This is a genomic window from Citrobacter sp. Cpo090 (assembly GCF_030332665.1).
GTDB lineage: Bacteria > Pseudomonadota > Gammaproteobacteria > Enterobacterales > Enterobacteriaceae > Citrobacter > Citrobacter portucalensis.
The window spans coordinates 720,678-735,756 of the sequence record NZ_JAOWHK010000025.1 but is presented as its reverse complement, the minus strand read 5'-3'; the positions used below and the strand labels follow the sequence as shown (position 1 = coordinate 735,756).

The 15,079-nt window shown below is 50.7% G+C and carries 17 protein-coding genes; 11 read left to right on the top strand and 6 right to left on the bottom strand.

The features are described 5' to 3' along the window. Positions 1 to 69: 69 nt before the first annotated feature. Positions 70 to 258 carry a YdiH family protein gene (locus OGY83_RS06090; RefSeq protein ID WP_003030540.1) on the top strand — a complete coding sequence of 63 codons (189 nt, stop codon included), beginning with the start codon at positions 70 to 72 and terminating at the stop codon, positions 256 to 258. A gap of 67 nt (positions 259 to 325) precedes the next feature. Here the strand turns inward: OGY83_RS06090 and OGY83_RS06085 are convergent, their stop codons facing one another. Continuing rightward, positions 326 to 1,177: a Vmh family MBL fold metallo-hydrolase gene (locus tag OGY83_RS06085; RefSeq protein WP_191227384.1), complete on the bottom strand. Its 852-nt coding sequence runs from the start codon at positions 1,175 to 1,177 to the stop codon at positions 326 to 328. Between the two features lie 122 nt (positions 1,178 to 1,299). Between OGY83_RS06085 and OGY83_RS06080 the strand changes: the two genes are divergently transcribed. After that, the gene (locus OGY83_RS06080; RefSeq protein WP_286635471.1) at positions 1,300 to 2,175 is read left to right on the top strand and encodes a LysR family transcriptional regulator; all 876 of its coding nucleotides are present in this window, start codon (positions 1,300 to 1,302) and stop codon (positions 2,173 to 2,175) included. Between the two features lie 459 nt (positions 2,176 to 2,634). Here the strand turns inward: OGY83_RS06080 and OGY83_RS06075 are convergent, their stop codons facing one another. Together OGY83_RS06075 and OGY83_RS06070 are read right to left on the bottom strand one after the other, a co-directional pair. Further along, positions 2,635 to 3,081, bottom strand: a complete 447-nt coding sequence (locus OGY83_RS06075) for a DUF3828 domain-containing protein (protein WP_191212823.1) — start codon at positions 3,079 to 3,081, stop codon at positions 2,635 to 2,637. Position 3,082: 1 nt separating this feature from the next. Then, positions 3,083 to 3,445, bottom strand: coding sequence for a CHAP domain-containing protein (locus OGY83_RS06070; protein WP_286635470.1), 363 nt, complete (start codon positions 3,443 to 3,445; stop codon positions 3,083 to 3,085). A 690-nt stretch (positions 3,446 to 4,135) separates the two neighbouring features. Here OGY83_RS06070 and sufA point away from each other — a divergent pair. The 7 genes from sufA to ldtE all read left to right on the top strand — a co-directional run bounded on the left by sufA (position 4,136) and on the right by ldtE (position 10,783). Continuing rightward, on the top strand, positions 4,136 to 4,504 hold the full coding sequence (gene sufA / locus OGY83_RS06065; protein WP_191233641.1) for a Fe-S cluster assembly scaffold SufA: 369 nt from the start codon (positions 4,136 to 4,138) through the stop codon (positions 4,502 to 4,504). Positions 4,505 to 4,512: 8 nt separating this feature from the next. Beyond that, entirely contained in the window at positions 4,513 to 6,000 is a 1,488-nt protein-coding gene (sufB, locus tag OGY83_RS06060) for a Fe-S cluster assembly protein SufB (protein WP_286635469.1), read from the top strand. A 16-nt stretch (positions 6,001 to 6,016) separates the two neighbouring features. Beyond that, the gene (gene sufC / locus OGY83_RS06055) at positions 6,017 to 6,763 is read left to right on the top strand and encodes a Fe-S cluster assembly ATPase SufC (RefSeq protein WP_003832649.1); all 747 of its coding nucleotides are present in this window, start codon (positions 6,017 to 6,019) and stop codon (positions 6,761 to 6,763) included. After that, the gene (gene sufD, locus OGY83_RS06050; protein ID WP_286635468.1) at positions 6,738 to 8,009 is read left to right on the top strand and encodes a Fe-S cluster assembly protein SufD; all 1,272 of its coding nucleotides are present in this window, start codon (positions 6,738 to 6,740) and stop codon (positions 8,007 to 8,009) included. The genes sufC and sufD overlap by 26 nt, the downstream gene beginning before the upstream one ends. Then, entirely contained in the window at positions 8,006 to 9,226 is a 1,221-nt protein-coding gene (gene sufS / locus OGY83_RS06045; protein WP_286635467.1) for a cysteine desulfurase SufS, read from the top strand. Before sufD ends, sufS begins: the two co-directional genes overlap by 4 nt. A gap of 12 nt (positions 9,227 to 9,238) precedes the next feature. After that, complete coding sequence (gene sufE, locus OGY83_RS06040) at positions 9,239 to 9,655, top strand: cysteine desulfuration protein SufE (protein WP_003832654.1); 417 nt, start codon at positions 9,239 to 9,241, stop codon at positions 9,653 to 9,655. 123 nt (positions 9,656 to 9,778) lie between these two features. Beyond that, positions 9,779 to 10,783, top strand: a complete 1,005-nt coding sequence (gene ldtE, locus OGY83_RS06035) for a L,D-transpeptidase LdtE (RefSeq protein ID WP_003029376.1) — start codon at positions 9,779 to 9,781, stop codon at positions 10,781 to 10,783. Positions 10,784 to 10,850: 67 nt separating this feature from the next. On the opposite strand, the gene lpp is transcribed toward ldtE, so the two are convergent. The 3 genes from lpp to ynhH form a co-directional block, all read right to left on the bottom strand. Beyond that, positions 10,851 to 11,087: a murein lipoprotein Lpp gene (gene lpp, locus OGY83_RS06030; protein ID WP_003029373.1), complete on the bottom strand. Its 237-nt coding sequence runs from the start codon at positions 11,085 to 11,087 to the stop codon at positions 10,851 to 10,853. 309 nt (positions 11,088 to 11,396) lie between these two features. Continuing rightward, entirely contained in the window at positions 11,397 to 12,809 is a 1,413-nt protein-coding gene (gene pykF, locus OGY83_RS06025; RefSeq protein ID WP_079937737.1) for a pyruvate kinase PykF, read from the bottom strand. A gap of 7 nt (positions 12,810 to 12,816) precedes the next feature. Then, complete coding sequence (gene ynhH, locus OGY83_RS06020; RefSeq protein ID WP_247753436.1) at positions 12,817 to 13,011, bottom strand: protein YnhH; 195 nt, start codon at positions 13,009 to 13,011, stop codon at positions 12,817 to 12,819. A 375-nt stretch (positions 13,012 to 13,386) separates the two neighbouring features. Here ynhH and OGY83_RS06015 point away from each other — a divergent pair, with 375 nt between their 5' ends. Together OGY83_RS06015 and OGY83_RS06010 are read left to right on the top strand one after the other, a co-directional pair. Then, positions 13,387 to 14,409, top strand: coding sequence for a methionine ABC transporter ATP-binding protein (locus OGY83_RS06015; protein ID WP_286635466.1), 1,023 nt, complete (start codon positions 13,387 to 13,389; stop codon positions 14,407 to 14,409). Then, positions 14,402 to 15,070, top strand: a complete 669-nt coding sequence (locus tag OGY83_RS06010; RefSeq protein WP_191212818.1) for a methionine ABC transporter permease — start codon at positions 14,402 to 14,404, stop codon at positions 15,068 to 15,070. Before OGY83_RS06015 ends, OGY83_RS06010 begins: the two co-directional genes overlap by 8 nt. Positions 15,071 to 15,079 lie beyond the last annotated feature (9 nt).

Here is a 15,079-nt window from a genome sequence, read left to right as displayed (position 1 = left end):
GCTTTTGGTCATTATCTGCACAGGGAATGGTGTTATACTGTGCAGGTTTTGAACACAAGCGAGGATGATATGTCTACCCAATTAGACCCTGCCCAACTGGCAATAGAATTTTTACGTCGTGATAAAACCGATCTTTCACCGGCTCAGTACCTGAAAAGGCTGAAACAGCTTGAGCTGGAGTTTGCAGATCTGTTGGCGCTCTCTTCCACTGAACTGAAAGAAGAGATCTATTTTGCCTGGCGCATGGGCGTTCATTGATTCCGGTATGCTTATCGTAACGAAACCCCGACACGCGTTCGGGGTTATTTTTTGCCTTAAAACTTCATTACCACTTCATCTCGCCGCTATTAACTTTTGCACTTAGTTCCAGCGAGCTTACGTCCGCCAGACCTGGCCATGATGCCGTCATAGTTTTAATCACATAATCCGATCCTTTCTTCGCCCCAAGCGCCTGCTCAAACGACTGCAAATAGTCCTGGGTGAAGCGAATAGCTTTATCGCCAGTTGGGCGGTCGCCAATGTAATGACCCGGGACCACCTGAGTGGGCTGTAGGCTCTGCATTTCGCTCAGTACGCTACGCCATGCACTACGTTGTTGTTCAGACTGTGTATCCGCCGTCCAGACGTGAATACCTGAAGCCACGCCTGTGCCGCCAATAATGGCGCGATTCGCCGGGATCCAGACATACGCTGCATAATCGTTGGGGTGACGCAGTTCCAGCGTTTCGCCATCAACCGTGAACTGCGTTTGCGTAGTTGCCTGCGGAACGGTGAGCGATGTTGGCGCGCCGTCCTTCATTTGCGGGCCCCAGAACTGCAGCTTGGCCTCTTTGGTGGCGCGGATATGGTCTACCACCTGCGGCGTAGCCAGGACTTTTACCTGTGGGAAGGCCTTTACGATGGGCTGCAGACCAAAATAGAAATCCGGATCGCCGGAGGTGATCACAATAGCCTTCAGCGTTTTACCGCTGGCGCGAATCATCTGCACCAACTGTTCGCCATCTTTGGTACTGAACTGGGCGTCAAACAAAATCGCCTCTTTTGGGCCAGAAACCAGCGTCGAAGAGACCGGGAAAATAGCCTTATCTTGCGGATTATAGACGTCCAGCTGTAGCGGTGCGGCAAAAGCTGAAGATGCAAACAGCGGTAATAGCAGGGCCAGAGTTTTAACTTTCATACCAGGTAACCTTGTGCAGGAAATTGTCTTTTGATAGTTCCCGTATTTTAAGGAAATTCGGATCTGTTAGAATTCCCTCATTAGGACATGCTGAGTTTCATAAAACGATCGGATGGGATGCAATGGACAGAGTGATGGCGGCAACGGTATTCAACCATATCTGTGATTTGGGCAGTTTGAGTGCCGCCGCGCGTGCGCTGGGGCTTTCCCGTCCGATGGTCAGTCGATATCTCGACGAGATGGAGAAATGGGCAGGCGCAAGGCTTATCCATCGCTCATCGCGTCGCTTGACGATCACGCCCGCAGGTGAAGAGGCATTAGTGAAAACACGTTCTCTGGCGCAACTTTCGCTGGATATTGGTGCCGCCAGTGCCGCGCAAATTCCCTCCGGTACGCTACGTGTGGCCTGCGCCCATTTTACCGCCATGCATATTCTTGCTCCGGTTCTGCCGACGTTTATGGCGCAATATCCGCAATTGCGTATTGAGGTGGAGATCAATAACCAACCGGTAAGCCTTGTGGGGGAACGCATCGATGTGGCGATCCGCATAACGGATAATCCAGAGCCAGGGACCATCGCCCGTCGGTTGGGCGACTGTAAATCGGTTCTTTGTGCGTCTGTCGATTATCTGCATCAGCATGGCACGCCTGAGACAATCGACGATCTCACACGGCACAATTGCCTGTACTACAGCGGTTTTGCCGGACAATCCTGGCACTTTTGGGATCCTCTGGGGCAGCCTGTCTCCGTTGCAATCAGAGGCAATTTGAGCGCCGGGATCTCTTCGCTGCTCTGCGAGTCGGCGCTGGCAGGAATGGGGATCGCGTTGGTGCCAGAGCTGGAGGCGCAGGAAGGATTGGCGCAGGGAAAACTGATTAGACTATTGCCCGAGCTTCAACCTAAATCCCTGCCGATATATGGTTTATACCTTTCGCGTGAACATCAACCCGCAGGGCTACGCCTTCTGCTGGACGCGATCAGTGAAGTACAGCGCTAATCTTGTGGCTAGATGTGCTTATAAAATAGTCAAACAGCAATTAATGTTAAAAAAAACTAATCGGTCTATGAGATTCTTCTTATCGCCCCTTCAAGAGCTAAGCCAATATGAGTGCCGGAGATAAGCGCCGGATGGGGTCGGAACCCTTAAGCCTGCCAACAAGCAGACTTAAGGGTTTTTTGTTGTTTGTCGTTGATACTGAAAACAGTGGGACGGAGGTCCTACCGTAGGAGCGAAAATTCATCAACGTCAGCAAAAGCTGGCATAGGGATTGACGTCCTGGAATCAGTGAAGCGCGCAACCGCACCATGCGGTTTTTTATACGTCCAATATTGCCCCATTCGCATTATGGTGAGAGGGGATGGCGGAGACGTTCGCACAGGTTTTTTTCTTTCCGGCGATATGGCAGGGGGATTCGCGAACGTGCTACGGCACGGTACCCCTGTCATATCGCTGACCTCACTGCCGTTCTAAGTTACGTGTGAATTGGAGGCTGGTGACAGACTGAACTTTCCAGAGTCCGTTCTCTTTGACCATGCAATCAATGACAATGTGTTTTTGCTCTTTTCCAAACGCTACGTAAACATTAACGCAAACCGGATCCGTATCACCCGCAATAGCGCTTACATTGGTGGGCCAATCATCGCCAATGTATTGTGCCTTTAGAAAAAAATCAGCATCATAAAAAACCTCGTCATCATATTTTGGATCTTGGGTTCGCCTTAGTTTCTGCATTGTTGATGCAGTAACGTATTTATCAATATATTTACCGTCGGTAATCGGGAAATTATTATGGTTAATCTGGTTCACATACCAGTTGTTAAATGCAACAGCCTGGTTAACAGGATCGTTGGTATTTGCCATTGCAGATGATGCCATCAGCAGAAAAAATAGTAATTTTTTCACGTTACTTGTGCCTGTATATGGTAACAGCGGGCAGGATTTTCCTGTACTGCGGCCCTGGGTATAAACTGCGCTGTACGAAATCGGAGTACCAGGTCCCCGTCCCATCGTAAATACAGGCGTGCCCATACTGGTTTGGGCCTGGCAAAGCATCAATAACCGCTATATCGCCCTCTATTGGGGTGCCGTATGATTTGCTGAATCCTGCTTTTTCCAGTGATCTTGAAAAATTGTTGGCGTTAGCACCTTCGATCTTGACACCACCAGCGCGAATTGCTGCGGCTACTGCTCGGGCGCAGTAGCCCTGGCTTTTTTGATGCGCGTGGCTCCGCGCATACGAGAGCGCATCGTGTTTGTTCCATGACATATAACTCCCTTAATAATAGAATGAATCATAAAATAACAATACTCCGACACTTAATCACAGATTGTATTTTATGGTAAGATTTAATTAATCAACATATGTAATGTTAATATTAATTATCGAATTGACAATTAAAATGTATGGCAATGTATTGAATTAGAAATATATCCTGCAAATCCTATAGTTAATCTTATATATTTAATGTCTGTTGTTAAATTTAAACTGGCTTGTGAATTATGGTGTTGTAAATCTGGAAAGTGCCTTGCATAACCTTATTTTTAGGAATCAGGGGTGCAGATTTTGGGGGGGGAATCGTGCCGGGGGGCTATTTGGGGCGTTAAATAGTCCGTAATAGTCCGCATTTGTCTATCACGAGAAAATACTAAGTTGCTGATTATACAATAATCGCATGATTTTTTTTAACTTTTAAAACCTATCCCTTAAATAGACATTTTCTATACATCTTTTGATATTTGACCTGCCTGAACGATTGGATTTTTATAATCCGTTATTAATCAATGTATTGAACAAAAAACTCCATCTCTGTGAACCCGCGCAGCAGGGTCTATGCTTAGTAAAAGTAGTCAAAAAGGGCGATTAACCCGAATGCCCCTGCTGTTGAGGGGTTGAAGTGATAATCATTATCACTAACATGATGTTATAGCTTTAACGCTAGTGACTCGAGGTAACCCTATGGAATTGCATTCAGGAACATTTAATCCGGACGATTTTGCATGGCGTGGACTCACGTTAACACCAGCTGCTGCGGCGCATATCCGTGAGCTGGTGGCGAAGCAACCCGATATGTTGGGCGTACGGCTAGGTGTGAAGCAAACAGGGTGCGCGGGATTCGGCTACGTGCTGGATACCGTCCGCCAACCCGAAAAAGACGATCTGCTGTTTGAAACGGATGGCGCCAGGCTTTATGTGCCGTTACAAGCAATGCCGTTCATCGACGGCACAGAGGTCGATTTCGTTCGCGAAGGATTAAATCAGCTATTTAAATTTCATAACCCGAAAGCCCAGAACGAATGCGGCTGTGGCGAAAGTTTTGGGGTATAGGCGGTACTATGTCTCGTAATACTGAAGCAACTGACGATGTCAACACCTGGGCTGGCGGGCACCTTAATTACAAAGAGGGCTTCTTCACCCAACTGCAAACCGATGAGCTGGCGAAAGGGATCAATGAAGATGTCGTGCGTGCGATTTCGGCAAAACGAAATGAACCTGACTGGATGCTGGAATTTCGCCTGAATGCCTTTAAAGCATGGCTGACGATGGAAGAACCACACTGGCTGAAAGCGCATTACGACAAACTGAATTACCAGGAGTATAGCTATTACTCCGCGCCGTCCTGCGGCAATTGCGATGAAACCTGCGCATCTGAGCCGGGAGCGGTACAGCAAACGGGGGCGAATGCGTTTTTAAGCAAAGAGGTTGAGGACGCATTCGACCAGCTTGGCGTGCCGGTCCGTGAAGGCAGAGAGGTGGCGGTTGATGCCATTTTTGACTCGGTGTCGGTGGCGACCACCTATCGCGACAAACTGGCGGAACAGGGCATTATTTTCTGTTCGTTTGGGGAGGCCATTCACGATCATCCAGAGCTGGTAAAACAGTACCTGGGCACGGTTGTCCCGGGCAATGACAATTTCTTTGCCGCGCTGAATGCAGCGGTGGCATCCGACGGTACGTTTATCTATGTACCGAAAGGTGTGCGTTGCCCAATGGAACTGTCGACCTATTTCCGTATCAATGCGGAAAAAACCGGGCAGTTTGAACGCACCATTCTGGTTGCGGATGAGGGCAGCTACGTCAGTTATATCGAAGGCTGTTCAGCCCCGGTGCGCGACAGTTACCAGCTGCATGCGGCGGTGGTGGAGGTCATCATCCACAAAAATGCCGAAGTGAAATACTCCACGGTGCAAAACTGGTTTCCCGGCGATGGCAATACGGGCGGTATTTTGAATTTCGTCACCAAGCGCGCGCTCTGCGAAGGCGAAAACAGCAAAATGTCGTGGACGCAGTCGGAAACCGGCTCGGCCATTACCTGGAAATACCCAAGCTGCATTTTGCGTGGCGACAACTCGATCGGCGAATTCTACTCCGTCGCGCTGACCAGTGGACACCAGCAGGCCGATACCGGCACCAAGATGATCCACATTGGCAAAAACACCAAATCGACCATTATCTCGAAAGGGATCTCCGCCGGACACAGCCAGAACAGTTATCGCGGCTTAGTGAAAATCATGCCGACCGCCACCAACGCCCGCAACTATACCCAATGCGACTCGATGTTGATCGGTGCGGATTGTGGGGCACACACCTTCCCGTACGTGGAGTGTCGTAACAACAGCGCCCAGCTTGAACATGAAGCCACCACGTCGCGCATTGGTGAAGACCAGTTGTTTTACTGTTTGCAGCGTGGCATCAGCGAAGAGGATGCCATTTCGATGATCGTGAATGGTTTCTGTAAAGACGTGTTCTCTGAACTGCCGCTGGAGTTTGCCGTGGAAGCGCAAAAACTTCTCGCCATAAGTCTTGAGCACAGCGTTGGTTAAATTTTAAGGAAAGCACATGTTAAGCATCAAAGATTTACAGGTCAGTGTGGAAGATAAGGCGATCCTGCGTGGGCTGAGCCTTGAAGTTCGCCCCGGAGAAGTTCACGCCATTATGGGACCAAACGGTTCGGGGAAAAGTACGCTTTCTGCAACCCTGGCCGGACGTGAAGACTACGACGTCACTGGCGGGACGGTAGAGTTCAACGGCAAGGATTTACTGGAACTGTCGCCGGAGGACCGGGCCGGTGAAGGGATCTTTATGGCATTCCAGTATCCGGTGGAAATCCCTGGCGTCAGTAACCAGTTTTTCCTGCAAACGGCACTGAATGCGGTGCGGAGTTACCGTGGCGAAGAGTCGCTGGATCGATTCGACTTCCAGGACCTGATGGAAGAGAAAATTGCGCTGCTGAAGATGCCGGAAGATTTGCTCACGCGTTCGGTTAACGTCGGTTTCTCCGGTGGTGAGAAAAAACGTAATGACATTCTGCAAATGGCCGTGCTGGAGCCTCAGCTGTGCATTCTTGATGAGTCAGACTCCGGGCTGGATATTGATGCGCTGAAAATCGTTGCCGATGGCGTGAACTCACTACGTGACGGGAAACGCTCATTCATTATCGTCACTCACTATCAGCGCATCCTGGACTATATCAAACCCGATTTTGTTCACGTTCTCTACCAGGGGCGAATTGTGAAGTCCGGCGATTTCACGCTGGTCAAACAACTGGAGGAGCAAGGTTATGGCTGGCTTAGCGAACAGCAGTAACGTGCTGCAACAGTGGCACCATCTGTTTGAGACGCAAGGGGAGACACGCTCACACCATGCGCAGCAGCACTTGCAACAGATGCTGCGTCTGGGACTGCCAACGCGTAAACATGAGGACTGGAAATACACACCGCTGGAAGGATTAACCAACAGTCAGTTTGTCAGTCATGTCGCTGAGATAACGCCTGCCCAATGTGCAGCGTTATCGCCGGCTATTGACGCTATTCGACTGGTATTTGTTGACGGACAATTCTCTCCGACGCTCAGCGACAGCGCGGACGGTAGCGGTTTTGACATTACCATTGACGATGCGCGCCAGGCGCTGCCAGCGGCTATCCAACCGGAAGTGTTTTTGCACCTGACCGAAAGCCTGTCCCGTAGCGTAACGCACATTCAGGTGAAGCGTAACCAGCGCCCCGCAAAACCGCTGCTGCTGCTGCATATTACCCAGGGGGTGGCGGGCGATGAGGTGAATACGGCGCACTATCGCCACCATCTGGAGCTGGCGGAAGGCGCAGAAGCCACCGTCATTGAACACTATGCCAGCCTCAGCGAGCTTCGCCATTTCACCGGCGCACGCTTAACGATGAACGTCGCGGCAAACGCCCATTTGCGCCATATCAAACTGGCGTTTGAAAATCCGCTCAGCCACCACTTCGCCCATAATGATATTCAATTGGGTGCGGATGCGACTGCCGTCAGCCACAGTTTCTTGCTTGGTGATGCGGTATTGCGCCATAACACCAGTACGCAGCTTAACGGTGAAAACACCACGCTTCGGTTGAACAGTCTGGCGATGCCGGTGAAAAATGAAGTCTGTGATACACGGACCTGGCTTGAGCACAACAAAGGCTATTGCAACAGTCGCCAGTTGCATAAAACGATTGTCAGCGATAAGGGGCGGGCGGTATTCAATGGTCTGATCAACGTCGCACAGCACGCCATCAAAACCGACGGTCAGATGACCAACAATAATCTGTTGCTCGGAAAGCTGGCGGAGGTGGATACCAAGCCACAGCTCGAAATCTACGCCGACGATGTGAAATGCAGCCACGGGGCGACGGTAGGACGGATCGACGACGAGCAGATGTTCTATCTGCGTTCACGCGGAATCGGTCAGCAGGATGCTCAACACATGATTCTCTATGCGTTTGCCGCTGAGCTGACGGAAGCCCTGGGCGATGAAACGCTGAAACAACAGGTACTGGCGCGGATCGCCCAACGCTTGCCGGGAGGCGCAGCATGACATTCCCCATTGAAAAAGTACGGGCTGATTTTCCGGTCCTGACGCGTGAAGTGAACGGTTTACCGTTGGCGTATCTGGACAGCGCTGCCAGCGCGCAAAAACCCAATCAGGTGATTGATGCCGAGGCCGAGTTTTATCGTCACGGCTATGCGGCAGTCCACCGCGGTATTCATACGCTGAGCGCCCAGGCTACGGAAAAAATGGAGAATGTGCGCAAACTTGCCTCGTTGTTTATTAACGCCCGCTCTGCGGAAGAGCTGGTGTTTGTACGTGGCACGACGGAAGGTATCAATCTTGTGGCGAACAGCTGGGGTAGCAGCAACGTGCGGGCGGGCGATAACATTATCATCAGCGAAATGGAGCACCACGCCAATATTGTACCCTGGCAGATGCTGTGTACCCGCGTAGGGGCAGAGCTGCGCGTTATCCCGCTCAATGCTGATGGTACGTTGCAACTGGAGATGCTGCCGACGCTGTTTGACGATCGCACGCAACTGCTGGCGATTACCCACGTTTCTAATGTGTTGGGTACCGAAAACCCGTTATCGGAAATGATTGAGCTGGCACATCAATTCGGTGCGAAAGTGCTGGTGGATGGCGCGCAGGCGGTGATGCATCATCAGGTGGACGTACAGGCACTGGATTGCGATTTTTATGTTTTCTCCGGGCATAAACTTTACGGTCCAACCGGTATTGGCGTTCTGTATGCCAGAGAGTCGCTGTTGCAGGAGATGCCGCCCTGGGAAGGCGGTGGCTCAATGATTGCGACGGTAAGTTTGAGCCAAGGAACGACGTGGGCTAAAGCCCCCTGGCGTTTTGAAGCCGGAACGCCAAACACCGGAGGTATTATCGGACTCGGCGCGGCTATTGAGTATGTTTCGGCGCTGGGGCTTACTGAAATCAGCGAATATGAACAATTCATGATGCGCTATGCGCTGGAACAGCTGGCGGATGTGCCGGATTTAACGCTCTACGGACCGGATAACCGCCTGGGGGTGATTGCGTTTAATCTCGGCAAACATCACGCCTATGACGTCGGGAGTTTTCTTGATAACTATGGAATAGCCGTGCGGACGGGGCATCACTGCGCTATGCCGCTGATGGCCTACTATAACGTTCCTGCTATGTGCCGGGCGTCGATTGCAATGTACAACACCCATGAAGAAGTGGATCGCCTGGTAACGGGCCTCAAGCGTATTCATCATTTACTGGGCTAACAGGGAGGCGTTATGGCTGCGCTACCGGATAAAGAAAAGTTGTTGCGTAATTTTCTGCGTTGCGCTAACTGGGAAGAGAAATACCTGTACATTATTGAACTGGGTCAGCGTTTGCCGGAATTAAACGACGACTTACGCTGCCCGGAAAATAGCATCCAGGGATGTCAAAGCCAGGTATGGATTGTTATGAACCAGAATGGCGAAGGGATAATTGAATTGCAGGGCGACAGTGATGCGGCAATTGTGAAAGGACTTATTGCCGTGGTATTCATTTTGTATGATCGCATGACGGCCCAGGATATTGTGAATTTTGATGTGCGTCCGTGGTTTGAAAAAATGGCACTTGCACAACATCTCACGCCGTCTCGTTCACAAGGGCTGGAGGCGATGATTCGGGCTATTCGCGCCAAAGCCGCAACTCTTAGCTAAACTGATAAAACACGTCAACTTTCAGACCGACTTGAAAGCGTTCGTGTAAGGCAACGCAGTGACTCGTAGGCCGGATTGGGCGCTCGCCGCCGTCCGGCAAGAACGCCAGGGGGGTGAGTGAGTATGAAACGCGCGTCTGTTATTACGTTAATGCTAATCGGCGCTTACAGCGCTATTCAGGCCGCATGGGCGGTCGATTATCCTTTGCCCCAGGCGAACAGCCGTCTTGTTGGGCAAAACCAAACTTACACCGTGCAGGAAGGCGATAAAAACCTACAGGCGATAGCCCGTAAGTTTGATACCGCTGCCATGCTGATCCTTGAAGCCAACAATACTATTGCCCCCGTACCTAAACCCGGAACCCTGATTACTATTCCCTCACAATTACTGCTGCCGGATGCACCACGCGAAGGCATTATTGTGAATCTGGCGGAACTGCGTCTGTATTACTTCCCGCCGGGAGAGAATATTGTTCAGGTATTCCCGATTGGTATCGGTTTGCAGGGGCTGGAAACGCCGGTAATGGAAACCCGGGTTGGGCAGAAAATCCCGAATCCAACCTGGACCCCTACACCAGGCATCCGTAAACGCTCTCTGGAGCGCGGCATCACATTACCGCCTGTTGTACCTGCCGGGCCAAATAACCCGTTAGGACGCTTTGCACTGCGTCTGGCGCATGGAAACGGTGAATATCTGATCCATGGTACCAGCGCGCCGGACAGCGTGGGACTGCGTGTGAGTTCTGGTTGTATTCGCATGAACGCGCCGGACATTAAAGCACTGTTTGCTCAGGTCCGCACTGGAACGCCGGTCAGGGTGATTAATGAGCCGATAAAATATTCGATTGAGCCGAACGGCATGAGGTATGTCGAAGTGCATCGACCGCTGTCGCCGGAAGAGGAACAAAACGTCCAGACCATGCCGTATGTGCTGCCAGCCGGTTTTACCCAGTTTAAAGACAACAAAGCGGTGGACAACAGTCTGGTGGAAAGGGCGTTGTATCGTCGCGCAGGTTATCCGGTCACTGTCACTGCCGGGCAAGCATCGGTCGCAAGCAATGGGCCAGAAGTGAAGTCTGCGCAAAATGGCGTTCCAGGAGAGGATGCTGAGGTGCGCGCTACGCAATAACAGGGAAGGGGAATTCAGAGCAAAAAAATGGCGCACAATGTGCGCCATTTCTATTACACAGATACTATTACTTGCGGTATTTAGTAGCTGCGTTGTCCAGACGCTGGTTAGCGCGTGCTGCGTCATCTTTAGCAGCCTGAACGTCGGAACGCATTGCGTTCACGTCGTTGCTCAGTTGGTCAACTTTAGCGTTCAGAGTCTGAACGTCAGAAGACAGCTGATCGATTTTAGCATTGCTGGAGCAACCTGCCAGCAGAGTAGAACCCAGGATTACCGCGCCCAGTACCAGTTTAGTACGATTCATTATTAATACCCTCTAGATTGAGTTAATCTCCATGTAGCGTTACAAGTATTACACAAAGTTTTTTATGTTGAGAATATTTTTTTGATGGGAATGCACTTATTTTTGATCGTTCGCTCAAAGAAGCATCGAATTGTGCAAAAACGGCTAAAAACCCGAGTGAAAACAGAAAGCTTCCATCGGATTCATCTTAGATAATCACGGATTAGATAGTGAAATCCGATTTGATTTTTTATTAATTGTGGCTATCGATAAAATAAAAAAAGCGCCACCAGGGCGCTTTTTTAAGCAAATTAATTCGCGATGGAATTATTACAGTACGTGAACGGATGCGGTGTTGGTGGTGCCGCTCGGAACCAGTGCACCAGAAACCATAACCACGACGTCACCTTTCTGAGCCAGACCGCTTTCCAGAGCGACTTCTTTACCCAGGCGATAGAAATCATCGGTAGAGCTGATTTCTTTAACCACCTGTGCAACAACACCTTTGCTCAGCACCAGCTGACGCGCGGTAGTTTCGTTGGTGGTCAGCGCCAGGATGGTGGCATCCGGGAAGTATTTACGTACTGCGCGAGCAGATTTACCACCCTGGGTTGCGACGACAATCAGCGGCGCGTCCAGTTTTTCAGCAGTTTCAACCGCGCCACGGCAAACGGCTTCGGTGATGCGCAGTTTGCGGCTGTCGTTGTTGAAGTCCAGACGGCTGGTCATCACACGGTCAGTACGCTCACAGATGGTCGCCATGATGGTAACGGCTTCCAGCGGGTATTTACCTTTGGCAGACTCGCCAGACAGCATTACTGCGTCGGTACCGTCGAGGATGGCGTTCGCTACGTCACCGGCTTCAGCGCGGGTCGGACGCGGGTTTTTGATCATGGAGTCCAGCATCTGGGTCGCAGTGATAACGACTTTACGTGCACGGATACATTTTTCGATGATCATCTTCTGCGCGAAGATAACTTCTTCAACCGGGATCTCAACGCCCATATCGCCACGCGCAACCATGATGCCGTCAGACGCTTCGAGGATTTCGTCGAAGTTGTTCAGGCCTTCCTGGTTTTCGATTTTGGAGATGATCTGGATGTTTTCGCCGCCGTGCGCTTTCAGGTGCTCACGGATTTCAACGACGTCAGAGCGCTTACGGATAAAGGACGCTGCAACGAAGTCAACGCCTTGCTCGCAACCGAAGATCAGGTCTTGTTTGTCTTTTTCAGCCAGTGCTGGCAGTGCGATGGAAACGCCCGGCAGGTTAACGCCTTTGTTTTCGCCCAGGTCGCCGTTGTTCAGCACTTTACAGATTACTTTGTTACCTTCGATGGCGGTAACTTCCATGCCGATCAGACCATCGTCAACCAGAACGGTGTTGCCGACGGACAGATCTTTAGTGAAGCCTTCATAAGTAACAGCAACGATTTCGTTGTTGCCTACGACAGATTTGTCGGTGGTGAAGGTGAAGGTCTGGCCCGCTTTCAGGGAAACGTCGTTACCGCCTTCCAGTTTGATGGTACGGATTTCCGGACCTTTGGTGTCGAGCAGGATTGCGGCTTTCTTGCCGGTTTTGCTCATGACGTTGCGCAAATTCTTGATGCGCTGACCGTGTTCTGCGTAATCACCGTGGGAGAAGTTCAGACGCATGACATTCATGCCCGCGTCCAGCATTTTGGATAACATCTCTTCGGATTCGGTTTTCGGACCGATGGTGCAAACAATTTTCGTCTTTTTCATGACAGTCTTAGTCTTTAAGTTGAGAAGGATATGGAAATCTGGCTCCCGCCGCGCACGGACGGGAAGCTAAACCTGAGTTACGAAAGTTGTGATGCCTCGCTCTAAGGATAGGTGACATCGAAAAAGCGTGCAGAGGAATGTGTGCTTGTGTTTCAGCCCAACGGGATGGTGAGTTTTGTAGTCGTTGAGTTTTACAGGTCAATGTGCTGAAACCATTCAAGAGACAATTGGCGCGCATTATACGCTGAAAATTATCAAAAAGGAAAATGGAAACAGCGTTTCAAAACACTTCTGTGCAGTTTTACAAAAAATATTCATGAATTTGTTCATCGGTATGGATAAAGAGGTTATCGGGCGTTGCGGTTTGTTGCGCAACAAACTGCATTTAACATCCTGATGACTGCGTTTTAAGCCGTTGGCGTTGATGTCGTACTATATTCCTATAAGTTATATCAAATGCGTTTTAATTCATTTTAAAAGCCAATCTCACTGATTACACTCGTTTGGACATCCATACTGCTAAACAGCTAAAAGCGCTAGCAGAAGAACAATAAGCAGCAGCGGATACCCAAACGACATGATTGTCCTGAAAAATATTTCGAAAGTGTTTACGCCAGGCAGGCTTGCCATCACCGCTGTCGATAACGTCAACCTGACGGTTGAACAGGGACAGATTTACGGCATTATTGGTTACAGCGGGGCAGGTAAAAGCACATTAATTCGTTTGCTCAATGGTCTCGAAAAACCGACCTCCGGCAGCGTGACGATTAACGGCCACGATATCTCCGCCGCCAGTGGGGAATCGTTACGCCAGGCGCGACTGAAAATCAGCATGGTGTTTCAGCACTTCAATTTGTTGTGGTCGCGGACCGTTAGCGAAAATATTGCTTTCTCTATGCAAATCGCCGGCGCGTCCAAAGCGTCCATCAAAGCGCGGGTTGCCGAACTGATTACGCTGGTTGGGCTGAACGGTCGTGAAAATGCGTATCCTTCCCAGCTTAGCGGTGGGCAAAAACAGCGTGTAGGAATTGCCCGCGCGCTGGCGAACAATCCGGATGTCCTGCTGTGTGACGAAGCCACCTCGGCGCTGGATCCGCAAACTACCGATCAGATCCTCGATTTACTCCTCGATATTAACCGTCGGTTCAAATTGACCATTGTGCTGATCACTCATGAAATGCACGTGGTACGCAAAATCTGCGATCGCGTCGCGGTAATGGAAAACGGCAAGGTCGTTGAGGAAGGCGATGTACTCAACGTCTTCACCCATCCACAGCAGTCGATCACCCGGCAGTTTGTTCGTCAGGTGAGCCAGTACACCGAGGAAGACGAGTTTAATCCGCAGCTGGCAAGCGAACTTGGCGGCGTAGTTATCAAACTTACGTTTACCGGGCAACGCACGCACCGGCCTGTGGTTGGGGAATTGACCCTACGCTATGGCCTGCCGTTCAACATCTTGCATGGCAAGATGACGCAAACCGCACACGGCGCGTTTGGTCAGCTCTGGGTGCACGTGGTGGCCTCTGAAGAACAATTGAATAATATTTTGGCCGACCTGCGCCAGAGCGACATTGAAGGCGAGGTGATTCAACATGGCTGAAGAACTGTTTCCTCATCTGAAGTGGGAGCAACTGTTAGCGGCAACCCAGGAAACGCTGTATATGACAGCCCTTTCGGGGGCGGCGACCTTTATCCTGGGCATCGCGCTTGGTCTGGCGTTGTTCCTGACCGCGCGCGGCGGGTTGTTTCCTAACCGTGCGATATATAGCGTTATTTCGCTGGTGGTGAATATCTTCCGCTCCATCCCATTCATCATTTTGATCGTGCTGCTGATCCCGTTCACCAAAGCGATGGTTGGCACCATTCTCGGCGCCAATGCGGCGTTGCCTGCGCTGATCGTCGGTGCTGCGCCGTTTTATGCACGTCTGGTCGAAATTGCTCTGCGTGAAGTGGATAAAGGCGTTATTGAAGCGACGCGTTCGATGGGCGCACGGCTGAGCACGCTTATTTTTCGAGTTTTACTGCCGGAATCCTCTCCTGCTCTGGTGTCCGGGATCACCGTGACGCTAATTGCGCTGGTTAGCTACAGTGCGATGGCAGGGGTAATTGGTGCCGGTGGTTTAGGGAATTTGGCCTATCTGGAAGGATTCCAGCGCAACCACAGCGACGTCACGCTGGTGGCGACAGTGACGATTTTGCTCATTGTCTTCATCATCCAGCTTTGCGGCGATGTGATCACCTCTCTGTTAGATAAACGCTAATAAAATACG